The following is a 13125-nucleotide window of genomic DNA, read 5'->3' as shown; positions in this document are numbered from 1 at the left end:
ACGACCGCGTTCACCTGGCAACCGCGGTCACGGCGCCGTAAATCGTGCATCCCGGATGCCACCCCGGAGCGACCCCCGTCAACAACCGCAACCAACGGCCGCGCACCACAACCGCGTCAGCGAAACGCATCAGCCGCGCACGGCTGAACCACGGCCGCCCGCCGCGAAACGGACCGTCGCAGCCACGTAAGGCTGAAAACCACGCCGCCCGCCGCCCTAGGCGACCGCTCTGATTGATTCGTCGATCGTCGGGAACGCGTACGTGAATCCCGACTCCAGCAGCCTTGCCGGGACCACTCGTTGGCTGCCCAGTACGTCTCCCGCGAACTCGCCCAGGGCCAGGCGGATCGCCGGGGCCGGTACGGCGAAGAGTGTGGGGCGGTGCAGGGCGCGGCCCATCGCCTGGGTTACCTCTCGGTTGGTGACCGGTTCCGGGGCCGTGAGGTTCACCGGGCCCGAGAGGGTTTCCGTGTCGATCAGGTGGCGCAGGGCCGCGACGTGGTCGTGGAGGGCGATGAAGCTCCAGTACTGGCTGCCGTCGCCCAGCCGTCCGCCGAGGCCGGCCTGGAAGATCGGGAAGAGGCGGCCCCAGGCGCCCCCGTCGCGGGAGACGACCAGGCCGGTGCGGGCGAACACCGTGCGGACGCCTGCCTCGTGGGCCGGTGCCGCCGCGCCCTCCCACTCCACGCAGACGGACGGCAGGAACCCCTCGCCGGCCGGGGCGTTCTCGTCGACCGCCGTGTCGCCGGTGTCGCCGTAGTAGCCGACGGCTGAGCCGCAGAGCAGGACCCGGGGCGGGTTGTCCAGGGAGGCGACGGCCTCGGCGATCGTGGACGTGCCGAGGACGCGGCTGTCGCGGATCTCCTTCTTGTACGCGTCGGTCCAGCGGTGGTCGCCGACCCCCGCGCCCGCGAGGTGGACGACGGCGTCGCAGCCGGTCAGCGCGCCCGCGTCGAGGTGCCGGCGTGCGGGGTCCCAGCGGGCCTCGTCGCCCTGCTCGGGGGGACGGCGCACCAGGCGCAGCACCTCGTGCCCGTCCGCGCGCAGGGAGCGTACAAGTGCCGTACCGATGAGCCCGGTGGAGCCGGTGACCGCGATCTTCATGGACTCATCCTGCCCCTGTCGGGCCGCGTGGCACAGTTGCGCCATGTCCGACATCCAGACGCGTCCCGCATTCCTTTCCGACGAAGACGAGCTGGCGGAGCTGGACCGGGGCAACTGGTCGCCGCTGTACGCCGTGAACGCCCGGCCGCAGGCGCCGTTCGATCCGTTCTTCGACGCCGCCCACCGCCCCGAGGACTTTCTCGTCGGCGAGTTGGGCGGCAGGCTCGCCGGATACATCAGGGTGGTGCCGCCCACGCCGCTGCCGACCAACGCGCACGTGCTCCAGATACAGGGGCTCGTGGTGGATCCGTGGGCCCGTGGGCACGGGCTGGGGCGCGCGCTGCTGCGGGCCGCCGCCGTGCTGGCGCGGGAGCGGGGCGCCCGGCGGCTGACGCTGCGGGTGCTGGGGCACAACGCGCCCGCACGGCGGCTGTACGAGACGGAGGGGTACGTCGTCGAGGGCGTGCTGCCGGAGGAGTTCCTGCTGGACGGGCGGTACGTGGACGACGTACTGATGGGCCTGGACCTCAGGGGCTGATCAGGCCTCGGCGAAGCGCTCCCAGAGCTGCGGGTAACGGGCCGCCAGGAGCTTGTCGTCCTCCAGGTCGAAGGCGGCGCCCTCGGGCTCGGCGGGCTGCGACGAGATGCCGAGAGCCGGTGCGACCACCCCGGTGAGCTGCTCGTACGCCTCGTCAGCCGCGTATCCCAGCTCCTCGCCGTCCCCGTCGACGGTGTCGTCGAAGTCGTCGAGGAGTTCGGCGAGGCTGTCCGGGTCGTACAGCGCGCCCTCGAACACCTCGCGGCCCTGCCCGATGAGCCAGCAGCGGAAGTAGTCGAAGGACTCGTCGCTCGCGCCGCCGAGGAGTACGGCGGCGGCGCCCCACAGCTCCCAGCGGTAGGCGCGGTTGTAGCGCGTCTCGAAGTGCCTGGCGAAGTCCAGCACGGAGTCGGGGTCGAGCAGCAGCAGCCGCTCGACCAGCAGATCGGCATGGTCCTCGGGGTCGCCCTCGGCGGCCTCGCGGGTGTTGTCGATGATCTCCCAGAACTCCGTCTCGTCCATCACGGGTACAGCATCGTGCTTACGCGGGTCGTGCGCACGCGGAGCCACGGAAATGACAGGTGTTTTGTAAGCAGACAGGAGGTGTCGCCTTTCCCTGGCACGGTCGGGACCCGAGTGAAGGAGGCGGCTGATGGCAGTCGGAGAGCTGGCGGGCAGGATCGCTTTGGTGGCGGGTGCGACCCGGGGAGCGGGCCGGGCGATCGCCGTGCGGCTGGGGGCGGCGGGCGCGACGGTGTACGTGACCGGGCGGACCACGCGGGCGCGGATCAGCGAGGTGGGGCGCGCGACGGAGACCATCGAGGAGACGGCCGAGCTGGTCACGGCGGCCGGCGGCGAGGGGATCGCCGTACCGGCGGACCACCTGGAGGTGGCCGAGGTCAGGGCCGTGGTCGAGCGGATCGACCGGGAGCGTGGCCGGCTGGACGTGCTGGTCAACGACGTATGGGGCGGCGAGCACCTGATCGAGTTCGGCAGAAAGATGTGGGAGACGGACCTCGCGCGCGGGCTGCGCATGCTGGAGCTGGGGGTGAGGTCGCACATCATCACCAGTAGCTGCGCGCTGCCGCTGCTGGTCAGGAACCGGGGCGGGCTGGTCGTCGAGATGACGGACGGTACGGCCGAGTCGAACGCCGGTTACCGGGACAACTTCTACTACGACCTCGCCAAGACTGCCCCCAACCGGATGGCCTTCGCGCTGGGGGAGGAGCTGCGGGACGCGGGGTGTACGGCGGTCTCGCTCACCCCCGGGTTCCTGCGATCCGAACAGATGCTCGACCATTTCGATGTACGGGAGGAGAACTGGCGCGACGCGATCGCCCAGGACCCGCACTTCGCGATCTCCGAGTCGCCGGTCTTCGTGGGCCGCGCCGTCGCCGCGCTCGCCGCCGACCCGGCGAAGGAGCGCTGGAGCGGCCGGTCGCTGTCCAGCGGGCAACTGGCGAAGGAGTACGGCTTTGACGACGTGGACGGCAGCAGGCCGGACTGCTCGGCGTACATCAGCGAGGTCGCGCTCGGGGGCAAGGACGCGTCGGCCGAGCTGTACCGCTAGATCCTGTCCGTGACGCGTGGTGGGATGAGTACGGGCGGTGGCCCCGGTTACGGCGGGGCCACCGCCCTCCGCGTGGCTCAGGTCAGGGGGTGGCGCAGATGGTCAGGTCGATCGTGTCGCCGGGGGCGACGCTCTGGGGGCTGTGGGGTGAGACTCCGATGACGGAGTTCGGCTTGCAGGTGGGGGTCGAGGTTTTGGTGACGGTGCCGATCTTGAGTCGTGACTTGAGCAGGATCGACTCTCCGGACACGGAGTCCATTCCCGTCAGATCGATCCTCTTGCCCGAGAGCAGCACCGTGGTGGCGTCCGTGGCTGCGGCGGCGGGCGTCGAGGTGCTCGAACCGCTGGTGGCGACAGTGGCCAGGGCGGTGCCGCCGCCGGCCACGGCCACGACGGCCGCCACCGTGGCGATGAGGCCGGCGCGCTTGCGGCGGGCGCGGCGCTGGATGCCGGTGGCGTCGAAGCTCGGGGCGGGGGAGGTGTTCGCGAAGTCGTTCAAGGCGTCTACCAGTTCCTGTTCGAAGGAGATGCCACCGGGGAGGCCGTCCGAGGGCCGCGATCCGTAGCCGGTCATCGGGTTCCTTTCCGGGGCCGTGGTGACGAAGGTTCGGAGAGTGCGGGTGTCTGGGCCCGGAGCTTTTCGAGGCCGCGGGTGATCTGGGACCGTACGGCGCTCGGCGAGATCCTCAGGTCCTCGGCGATCTCGGCATCCGAGAGGTCGTGGAAGTAGCGCAGAACCACGACGGTGCGCATGCCGATCGGCAGCCGTTGCAGAGCGCGGACCAGTTGGTCCCGGCTGTCGATACGCCCGTACTCGTCACCCGGGGCCGGGCGGTCGTCGCCGGTGTCGCGCTGGGGCACGACGCGGCGGAACCGCCGCCATCTGTCGTTGGCCAGATTGACCATGATGCGCCGCACGTAGGCGTCCGGAGCATCCTTGGCCGCTATGGTCCGCCAGCGACGGCAGGCGCGTTCCAGGGTTTCCTGGACCAGATCCTCGGCCGCCTCACGGCTTCCGGTCAGGACCAGGGCGCCCCGGAACAGCGCGCCCGAGCGGGCGGCGACGAAGGCGTGAAAGCCCGTCCCCTGATCCATGAGAGCCTGCTCCGGCCCCGACCGGTCGGACCGGTCCGACCGGTCAGGGCTGTCGGCCCGGGCCGCCTCGGAAAGCAGCGAACTCCACTTGGTTGCCAGATCCACACCGCTCCTCCCTTCCTGTCCCCCTCCTGACGGCGGAGCGGTCTCTTCTGCTGCACGAGCGCATTGAGACCTGCGTCACGCTGATGGTGGGAGGAAGAGCCTCGGCGGGACCGCGACAACCCCCTGCTCAGTCGCCGAGTTGGAGGGGCTGCGCCACCTGGTTCCAGCGGGACTCGAACCAGAGCGTGAGCTGCTCGAACCTCGCGCGCTCAAGGGCGTTCGTCCCCTGGTCGTCCAGCGACGAGGCGAAGAGGTCGCCGCTGCGCAGTTCCAGCACTTCGAGGGAGGTGCCGTCCGGGTTGTTCTGCATCTGCCCGCGCTCCAGCCAGTAGTACCCGGTCAGCACCTCGGTGCCGTTGATCAGGTAGCGCTTCTCGCCGGGGATGGTAGGCAGCCCCCGGATCGCCACGGACACCTGCCTCACCAGGCCGCGTTCGGCCAGCAGCGTCAGCGAGTGCTCCAGCGCTCCCGCGTACGTACGGATGACATGGCGCAGCCGCAGCAGGGGGCGGATGTCGTCCGGGTCGTCCACATGGCGGGGGTACGGGTGGTTGGTCACCAGGTCGGGCAGCAGGACGCGGACGGTGATCGAGGCGGGCGCCTGTCTGCGGCCGTCGAGGATGGCCTCCACCTGGTTCTGTACGGCCTTGCTGAGCGTCTCGGTGGTCAGCGCCCAGACATCGAGGGTGACGTGCTCGGCGGCGAAGGCGCGGGTGATGTGGTGCGCCAATGGCTGGAGGTTGGCCATCCGATTGGCAACCCTGGCCGCCCTGCCGGGAGTTCCGCCTTCGAGGAGACCCTCGTCGCGCAGCATCTGCTGGGCGCTCTGAATGGTGCCACGCCCCACCCCGTACCGGCGCTGCAACTGCTGCTGCTTGGGCAGCGTGTCCCCCGCCGACAGTCGTCCCTCCAGGATCTGCTTGCGCAGATCATCCGCGATAAAGCGGTATTGGGGGGAAATCCCTTCCCCTTCCTGGTCACTGGCCATCACCTTTACGAGGCTACAACCCCCGTCCGTCCCGCGACAGACGGCTGCAACTGGCAATCAACTCGCAGACTTGACCGGTGATTTGACCGGCCATTCGGGCAGGAAGGACGCCCTGCACCGCAATGGCTGCCATTAACCGTGGGTATCAACAGGAGAACCGATACCCGACCATTGGCCTTCTCTCCGCAGCACCCTCCTGCCAACGGGGCGCCAACCAAAGGGTGTCCCGTCCACGAGGTCCTAAGCTGAACCGGAGGAGATGCCATGGGGGCACTCATACGATCCGAACTGTTCGTCGAAGTACTGTCCCAGGCGGCCCAGTTGCTGGTCGCCACAGGTCCCGGGGGTGTGCTCGCCACACTGCTCTGCTGGCTGCTGGTCCGGACGGTCCGTGACAGCGAGCGCGGGAGCGCGGGGCTGCTCTGTGCGACCTCGGTCCTGCTCGTCCTGGTGCTCATCGCCACGGGCTGACCGGCACCGGGGCTCTCAGGAGGAGTCCCAGGGCACGGCGATGGTGTGCCACAGCGAGTCGAACCACTTCTGGGTCTGCTCCACGTACGCGGCGGTGACCTTGTCCTCGTCGACCGCCGTATGCCGGAAGAGCATGCCCTCCACGCCCAGCACGTCGTAGATCTCGATCGGCTCGTCCCGGTCGAGGTCCACACGGCGTGACTGCACGTGGTAGTGGCCGGCCAGCACCTCTTCGCCGTTGAGGATGTAGACCTTCTGGGTCGGGGAGATGGAGACCTTCCGGGCCTCGACCGTCACCTCGGGCACGAGCCCGCGCACCTTCAGCATCCGCAGCGAGTGGCGCAGCGAGCCGAAGATATGGCCGGTGGTCTCCCTGAGCCGCTCGCGCGGCCGGGTGTTCCCCGGTTCCCCGACGACCTGTGGCAGTGCCAGCGGGGCGTCCGGGTCGGGCAGCAGAACGCGTACGGCGATCCGCTCCGGCGTCGGTACGCCGGCGGTGCCGAGGGCGACGAGCGGGCCGGCGAGTGCGGAGGCCAGCGTCTCGCCGTTCAGGCAGTAGGCGTCGATCGTCACCACCCGCCGCTGGAAGTACTGGGCGACCCGCTCGCCGAGGAACACCCCCGCGGGGCGCGGCGAATGGCGCTTCGGCGGCGGGGCCTCGTCCTGGTCGGGGTCCTGGCCGGCTGCGGGGACCGGGGTGGTCCTGGCCACGGTCGGGGGAGTGCCCTGCTGGGCGCGCTTGATCAGGCCCTCGTGCTCCAGGATCTCCAGCGCCCGGCGGACCGCGCCGCGCGGAACGCTGTACCGCTCGCTCAACTCGGCCTGGGTGGGGATGCGTTCACCCACCCGCAGCGCTCCCTCGGAGATGTCAGTGCGCAGCGCGTCGGCGACCACATCGCGTGGACGCTGTTGTCCCGCGGTCACCGCGCTGTCTCCAGGCACAACCAAACTCTACAACAGCGTGCCAATGGAGGAGAGTTGCGGGAGGCGGACACTCCGCGTTCTGCCAACGCCCTGCCATTGGGGAGTGGTTCCGGGCGTTCCGGCCGCGTCTGGGCTGCACCCCGGCCGCGCCACGGCCGCGTCCTGGCGGCGCTTCGGCAGCTTCTCAGCCGTAGAGCGCGCTCATCGCGGTGGCCGCCCGTGCGAAGCGCAGCCGCAGCGAGGGCGGCGCAAGCACCTCGACCTCCGGTCCCAGGGGCAGGAGTTGGGCGTACGCCACCTCCTCCGACTCCACCGGCACGGTGAGGGTGAGCCGCCCCTGTCCGTCCGGCTCTCCCGCCGCCTGAAGCGCCTCGCCGACGGCGGCGCGGTCGAGATGGTGCGGCAGCAGCCGGACCCCCTCCGGCGTCAACCGCAGCACGGCCTCCGTACGGAGGAGGGAGCGCGCGAACCGCTCGGCCTGCTCCTCCCAGAACCCGGGCAGGTCGAAGGACTCGTCCCGTACGAACATCTCCTCCGAGACCCGGGCCGCGCGGAACCGTTCGACGCGGTAGACCCGGAACTCCCCCCGCGAGCACGCGCAGAGATACCAGACGCCCGCCTTGAGCACGAGCCCGTACGGCGACAGCGCGAACTCGGGAGACGACTCCGCGTCCGCCTCACCCTTGCCGTACCGCACATACAGCAGCCGGTCGGCCCACACAGCGCCCGCGACGGCCGGCAGCAGCTCGGGCACCGCCGGCTCGTGGAACCAGCCGGGCGCGTCGAGATGGAAGCGCCGCACCGCCGAGTCGGAGGCGTCCCGCAGCGACGGCAGCAGCGCGGCGGAAACCTTCAGCCGGGCCGCCGACGCCGCGTCGTCGAGCCCCATGTCCCGCAGCGCGCCCGGCACTCCGGAGAGGAACAGCGCCTCGGCCTCACCGCGGGCCAGGCCCGTCAGCCGCGTACGGTAGCCGCCGACCAGCCGGTAGCCGCCGTTCCTGCCCCGGTCCGCGTACACCGGCACGCCCGCCTCGGAGAGCGCCTGGGCGTCGCGGGTGACGGTCCGCTCGGAGACCTCCAGCTCCCCGGCCAGCTCGGCAGCCGTCATCGCGGGTCTGGATTGCAGCAGGAGGACCATCTTGATCAGCCGGGCAGCGCGCATGCCACCCATGATGCAAGGAGCCCCCGTCACCGGACGACGGGGGCTCCTGGATGTTCTTTCAGCGCTCTCGGTGCTCCAAGAGTGCTCTCGGTAGTCGGGGTACTCAGAGGCCGTAGCGCTCCCGGGCGTCCAGCACCCGCTGCGGCTTGACCTCACCGCGCCGCGCGAGCTGCGCCAGCGCGGCGACCACGATCGACTGCGCGTCGACACCGAAGTACCGGCGCGCCGCCTCACGGGTGTCCGACAGGCCGAAGCCGTCCGTACCGAGCGAGGTGTAGTCCTGCTCCACCCACTGGCTGATCTGGTCCGGAACCGCGCGCATCCAGTCGCTCACGGCGAGGACCGGACCCGGCGCGCCCTCCAGCGCCCTGGTCACGTACGGCACCCGCTGCTCACCGCGGAGCAGCGCCTCGTCGGCCTCCAGCGCGTCGCGGCGCAGCTCGCCCCACGACGTCGCCGACCAGACATCGGCCGTGACGCCCCAGTCGGCGGCGAGCAACTCCTGTGCCTCCAGGGCCCAGTGGATCGCCGTACCGGACGCCAGGAGCTGGGTGCGCGGCGCCTCGGGCGACGCGGCGGGCGCGCCCTCCCTGAAGCGGTACAGGCCCTTGACGATGCCCTCCTCGACGCCGGCGGGCATCGCGGGCTGCGGCTTCGGCTCGTTGTAGACCGTCAGGTAGTAGAAGACGTTCTCGGCCTGGGGGCCGTACATCCGCCGCAGACCGTCCTTGACGATGACGGCGATCTCGTACGCGAAGGCCGGGTCGTAGCTCAGCGCCGCCGTGTTGGTGGAGGCGATCAGGTGCGAATGGCCGTCGGCGTGCTGGAGGCCCTCACCCGTCAGGGTCGTACGGCCCGCCGTGGCACCGACGATGAAGCCCCTGCCGAGCTGGTCGGCGAGCTGCCACATCTGGTCGCCCGTGCGCTGCCAGCCGAACATCGAGTAGAAGATGTAGAACGGGATCATCGGCTCGCCGTGGGTCGCGTACGACGTGGCGGCGGCGATGAAGTCGGCCATCGAACCGGCCTCGGTGATCCCCTCGTTGAGGATCTGGCCGTCCTTGGCCTCCTTGTAGTACATGATCTGGTCGCGGTCGACCGGGTCGTACGTCTGGCCGAGCGGCGAGTAGATGCCGGCGGACGGGAACAGCGCCTCCATACCGAAGGTGCGCGCCTCGTCGGGGACGATGGGGACCCAGCGCCTGCCGGTCTCCTTGTCCCGCATCAGGTCCTTCATCAGCCGGACGAACGCCATGGTCGTCGCGACGGACTGGGAGCCGGAGCCCTTCTGGACCGCCTGGAACGTCTTCTCCGACGGCTCGGGCAGCGCGACCGCGTGGACCCGGCGCGCCGGGGCGGGACCGCCCAGCTCCGCACGGCGCTCCTGGAGGTAGCGGACCTCGGGGGAGTCGGGGCCCGGGTGGCCGTACGGCACCAGGTCCTCGTTCAGCCGCGCGTCGGAGATGGGCAGCTCCAGCAGGTCACGCATGGTGCGGAACTGCTCACCGGAGAGCTTCTTCATCTGGTGGTTGGCGTTGCGCGACTCGAAACCGGAGCCGAGCGTGTAGCCCTTCACCGTCTGCGCGAGGATCACGGTCGGCGCGCCCTTGTGCGCCAGAGCGGCGCGGTAGGCCGCGTACACCTTGCGGGGCTCGTGGCCGCCGCGCGAGGTGAAGAACAGCTCGCCGATCTTCGCGTCCGACAGCAGCTTCGCCATCTCGACGAGCGCGGAGTCGACCCCGAAGAAGTGCTCGCGGATGTAGGCGACATCGCGGGTCGCGTACGTCTGGAACTGCGCGTCGGGGACCTGGCGCAGCCGGCGTACCAGCGCGCCCGTGGTGTCGAGCGCGAACAGCTCGTCCCAGGCCGAGCCCCACAGCGACTTGACGACGTTCCAGCCGGCGCCCCTGAACTGCGCCTCCAGCTCCTGCACGATCTTGAAGTTGGCGCGCACGGGGCCGTCGAGGCGCTGGAGGTTGCAGTTGATGACGAAGGTCAGGTTGTCGAGCTGCTCGCGGGAGGCGAGTGCGAGGGCCGCCGTCGACTCAGGCTCGTCCATCTCGCCGTCACCGAGGAAGGCCCATACGTGTGAGTTGGTGGTGTCCTTGATGCCCCGGTTGGTCAGGTAGCGGTTGAAGCGCGCCTGGTAGATCGCCGAGAGCGGGCCGAGGCCCATGGAGACGGTCGGGAACTCCCACAGCCAGGGAAGTCTGCGCGGGTGCGGGTACGAGGGGAGTCCCTTGCCGCCCGCCTCCTGGCGGAAGTTGTCGAGGTGCTCCTCGGTGAGCCGTCCGTCGAGGAACGCGCGGGCGTAGATGCCGGGGGAGGCGTGGCCCTGGATGTAGAGCTGGTCGCCGGAGCCGTCCCCCTCCTTGCCGCGGAAGAAGTGGTTGAAGCCCGTCTCGTACAGCCAGGCGGCCGAGGCGAAGGTGGCGATGTGGCCGCCGACGCCGTAGCGGGCGCCGCGCGTGACCATCGCGGCCGCGTTCCAGCGGTTCCACGCGGTGATCCGGGATTCCATCGCCAGGTCGCCGTCGAAGGCGGGCTCGGCGGAGGTCGGGATGGTGTTCACATAGTCGGTCTCCAGCAGCGCCGGCACCGGGACCCCGGCGGTTCCCGCGTGCTGAAGGGTGCGCCGCATCAGGTACGCGGCGCGGTGCGGTCCTGCGTTCTCGGTGACGGCGTCGAGAGAGGCCGCCCATTCGGCGGTCTCCTCGGTATCACGGTCCGGGAGCTGGTCCAGCTCGCTCGGAAGCTTGCCTACGGGGTCGGTCATGATGGCCGCCTTCCGGACAGGAGGGGGGTTGAGAGAGGCCTTGTCTGGCAGGACGGGGCCGTGGGCTGTGTGCAGTCCGTGTTCGACTGTAAGTCGCTGATCGATGATCGATCAAAGGGTAGAGGGGTAAAACTTCTCATTCTGAAGGAATTGGCATCCCGTGCCGCGTGAAAGGGCACCCAGTGACGCGGAGTAATTCATCCCGGAAGGTGCGAAAGGGATCAATCAGGCGCGGGGCGCGCAGCCGAGCACATGCACCTTCACCAGCGCCCCGATGCCCGGATCGCGCCTCCGGAACGCCTCGACCAACTCCTGGTGCTCCTCCGCGTACGACTTCTGCACCGTGCCGAGCCAGCGGATCGACAGCGCGGTGAACACCTCGATGCCGAGCCCCTCCCAGGTGTGCAGCAGCACGCTGTTCCCCGCCGCCCGCACCAGCTCCCGGTGGAAGGCGACGGTGTGCCGCACCTGGGCCGTCCCGTCGTTCGCCCGGTCTGCCGCATACAGCGCTGTGACGTGCGGCTCCAGCCTGGAGCAGTCCACCGCCAGCCGCTCGGCCGCCAGCTCGGCCGCGATCTGTTCGAGCCCGGCCCGTACGGGGTAGCTCTCCTCCAGGTCGGCGGCGCTCAGGCCCCGTACCCGTACGCCCTTGTTGGGCGCCGACTCGATGAGCCGAAGACTCTCCAGCTCGCGCAGCGCCTCCCGTACGGGCGTCTGGCTGACCTGCAACTCCGTCGCGATCCGCCGCTCGACGATCCGCTCGCCCGGCTTCCAGCGCCCGCTGACGATCCCCTCCACGATGTGCTCGCGGATCTGTTCGCGGAGCGAGTGGACGACGGGCGGGGTCATGGGGGGCTCCTGGTACTGACGGGGTCGGGCCTGGTGTGGCGCGACCTTGCCATTATGGCCGGAGGGGGACGGTCTGACGTCGGCGCGTGAACCACTGTGCACCGGGAGTGTGTTGATCCGCCAGCGTTCGCGACGGTGACGTTCCGTAGCTTTTCCCTCCCAAGGGCGGTTTGAGCGCTTTTTCCTGGCATTTCCGGCGGTCCGGGCGCCACTCTGTTGTCGGGCCGAACAACCGGCCCCCAACTGTCAGTTGAACGAGGGAGAACACTCATGGCTGCACGAAAGAGACTCGCGACCCTGTTGTCCGCCGGTGCGCTGCTTGTCGGCGCCGGCCTGGGGCTCGGCGCGGCGGCCTCCGCCGCCGACGCTCCGGGCGATGCCCGGGTGGACCGTGCGGCCGCTCTCGGCTGCGCGTACGGAAGCGTCTGCGGGCAGGGCTCCAACGGCCACAGCTTCTCGTACAGCAAGTGCGGTACGCGCTATCAGCTCCCGGACCTGACGGGCAGCGGACCGCTCAACAACAACCAGACGCGGGGCACGGTCGCGAAGTTCTACGGGAAGAGCGGCAACCTGCTCTTCACCTCGACCGCCCCGGCGACGGGCACCGTCAACTGGACGCCGGTCTGGTTCGCGGTCGCCTGTTGACACCTGCCTGTTGACCGGCGCCTGTTGACACCTGAGGGCGCATGACGTCGGCGCCCCCGCCCGAAGAGATCCGGGCAGGGGCGCCGATATGCGTCGCGTACGGGGCGCTGCCGCCGCGTACGAGTCTTACAGGCCGAGCTCGACCTCGAACTCGCCCGCCTCCAGGATCGCCTTGACCGCCGTCAGGTAACGGGCCGCGTCGGCGCCGTCCACCAGGCGGTGGTCGTAGGAGAGCGCGACATAGGTCATGTCACGGACCGCGATGGTCTCGCCCAGGTCCGGGTGGTTGATGACCACCGGACGGCGGACGGTCGCACCGATGCCGAGGATGGCCGCCTGGTTCGGGGGCACGATGATCGTGTCGAACAGGGCGCCGCGCGAACCGGTGTTGCTGATGGTGAAGGTACCGCCGGCCAGGTCGTCCGGGGTGATCTTGCTGGTGCGTACGGCGTTCGCCAGCTCCGCGGTCTTCTTCGAGATACCGGCGATGTTCAGGTCGCCCGCACCCTTGATGACCGGGGTCATCAGACCCTTCTCGGAGTCCACAGCGATACCGATGTTCTCGGTGTCGAAGTAGGTGATCGTGCCTTCGCCCTCGTTGATCCGGGCGTTGATGCCCGGGTGGGCCTTCAGCGCCTGGGCCGCCGCCTTCACGAAGAACGGCATCGGGGAGAGCTTGACGCCCTCACGCGCCGCGAACGACTCCTTCGCCTGGGCGCGAAGCCGCATCAGCTTGGTGATGTCCACCTCGACCACGGAGGTGAGCTGGGCCTGCCCGTGCAGCGCCTTCATCATGTTGTCGCCGATGACCTTGCGCATGCGGGTCATCTTGACGGTCTGACCGCGCAGCGGGGAGACCTCCAGCTTCGGCGTCCTCGGGGCGCCGGCCGGAGCCGCG

At 69.9% G+C, this 13125-nt stretch carries 14 protein-coding genes; 4 read left to right on the top strand and 10 right to left on the bottom strand.

The features are described from left to right. Window positions 1–216: 216 nt before the first annotated feature. Entirely contained in the window at window positions 217–1104 is an 888-nt protein-coding gene (locus QR77_RS09370) for a TIGR01777 family oxidoreductase (protein ID WP_040020915.1), read from the bottom strand. Window positions 1105–1147: 43 nt separating this feature from the next. Here QR77_RS09370 and QR77_RS09365 point away from each other — a divergent pair, with 43 nt between their 5' ends. Then, window positions 1148–1642 (top strand): GNAT family N-acetyltransferase, encoded by a 495-nt coding sequence (locus QR77_RS09365; protein WP_040020914.1) that lies wholly within the window; start codon window positions 1148–1150, stop codon window positions 1640–1642. Here QR77_RS09365 and QR77_RS09360 read toward each other — a convergent pair whose 3' ends face one another. After that, window positions 1643–2164, bottom strand: coding sequence for a DUF4240 domain-containing protein (locus QR77_RS09360; RefSeq protein WP_040020912.1), 522 nt, complete (start codon window positions 2162–2164; stop codon window positions 1643–1645). It abuts the gene before it with no gap. Window positions 2165–2294: 130 nt separating this feature from the next. Here QR77_RS09360 and QR77_RS09355 point away from each other — a divergent pair, with 130 nt between their 5' ends. Continuing rightward, entirely contained in the window at window positions 2295–3212 is a 918-nt protein-coding gene (locus tag QR77_RS09355) for an SDR family oxidoreductase (protein WP_040020911.1), read from the top strand. 82 nt (window positions 3213–3294) lie between these two features. Here QR77_RS09355 and QR77_RS09350 read toward each other — a convergent pair whose 3' ends face one another. The 3 genes from QR77_RS09350 to QR77_RS09340 all read right to left on the bottom strand — a co-directional run bounded on the left by QR77_RS09350 (window position 3295) and on the right by QR77_RS09340 (window position 5400). Further along, on the bottom strand, window positions 3295–3786 hold the full coding sequence (locus QR77_RS09350) for a PASTA domain-containing protein (protein ID WP_040020910.1): 492 nt from the start codon (window positions 3784–3786) through the stop codon (window positions 3295–3297). Then, the gene (locus QR77_RS09345; RefSeq protein WP_040027593.1) at window positions 3783–4307 is read right to left on the bottom strand and encodes a SigE family RNA polymerase sigma factor; all 525 of its coding nucleotides are present in this window, start codon (window positions 4305–4307) and stop codon (window positions 3783–3785) included. The genes QR77_RS09350 and QR77_RS09345 overlap by 4 nt, the downstream gene beginning before the upstream one ends. Window positions 4308–4539: 232 nt before the next feature. Further along, on the bottom strand, window positions 4540–5400 hold the full coding sequence (locus QR77_RS09340; protein ID WP_078876568.1) for a winged helix-turn-helix domain-containing protein: 861 nt from the start codon (window positions 5398–5400) through the stop codon (window positions 4540–4542). 264 nt (window positions 5401–5664) lie between these two features. On the opposite strand from QR77_RS09340, the gene QR77_RS09335 reads away from it, so the two are divergent. Further along, window positions 5665–5871: a hypothetical protein gene (locus QR77_RS09335; protein ID WP_040020908.1), complete on the top strand. Its 207-nt coding sequence runs from the start codon at window positions 5665–5667 to the stop codon at window positions 5869–5871. Between the two features lie 15 nt (window positions 5872–5886). On the opposite strand, the gene QR77_RS09330 is transcribed toward QR77_RS09335, so the two are convergent. The 4 genes from QR77_RS09330 to QR77_RS09315 all read right to left on the bottom strand — a co-directional run bounded on the left by QR77_RS09330 (window position 5887) and on the right by QR77_RS09315 (window position 11582). Next, window positions 5887–6813 carry a winged helix-turn-helix domain-containing protein gene (locus tag QR77_RS09330; RefSeq protein WP_040020906.1) on the bottom strand — a complete coding sequence of 309 codons (927 nt, stop codon included), beginning with the start codon at window positions 6811–6813 and terminating at the stop codon, window positions 5887–5889. A 166-nt stretch (window positions 6814–6979) separates the two neighbouring features. After that, the gene (locus tag QR77_RS09325; RefSeq protein ID WP_040027590.1) at window positions 6980–7957 is read right to left on the bottom strand and encodes a WYL domain-containing protein; all 978 of its coding nucleotides are present in this window, start codon (window positions 7955–7957) and stop codon (window positions 6980–6982) included. A gap of 103 nt (window positions 7958–8060) precedes the next feature. Then, window positions 8061–10733: a pyruvate dehydrogenase (acetyl-transferring), homodimeric type gene (gene aceE / locus QR77_RS09320; RefSeq protein ID WP_040020904.1), complete on the bottom strand. Its 2673-nt coding sequence runs from the start codon at window positions 10731–10733 to the stop codon at window positions 8061–8063. A gap of 225 nt (window positions 10734–10958) precedes the next feature. Further along, window positions 10959–11582 (bottom strand): GntR family transcriptional regulator, encoded by a 624-nt coding sequence (locus tag QR77_RS09315; RefSeq protein WP_040020902.1) that lies wholly within the window; start codon window positions 11580–11582, stop codon window positions 10959–10961. 270 nt (window positions 11583–11852) lie between these two features. On the opposite strand from QR77_RS09315, the gene QR77_RS09310 reads away from it, so the two are divergent. Beyond that, complete coding sequence (locus QR77_RS09310; RefSeq protein ID WP_040020900.1) at window positions 11853–12227, top strand: hypothetical protein; 375 nt, start codon at window positions 11853–11855, stop codon at window positions 12225–12227. A gap of 126 nt (window positions 12228–12353) precedes the next feature. On the opposite strand, the gene QR77_RS09305 is transcribed toward QR77_RS09310, so the two are convergent. Continuing rightward, the coding region (locus tag QR77_RS09305; RefSeq protein ID WP_173476285.1) for a 2-oxo acid dehydrogenase subunit E2 at window positions 12354–13125 on the bottom strand (772 nt) is incomplete at its 5' end.

Origin of the sequence: Streptomyces sp. 150FB, assembly GCF_000818195.1 — a bacterium.
In the GTDB taxonomy this organism is placed as follows: Bacteria; Actinomycetota; Actinomycetes; order Streptomycetales; family Streptomycetaceae; genus Streptomyces.
This window is presented reverse-complemented; position numbering and strand designations above follow the sequence as displayed.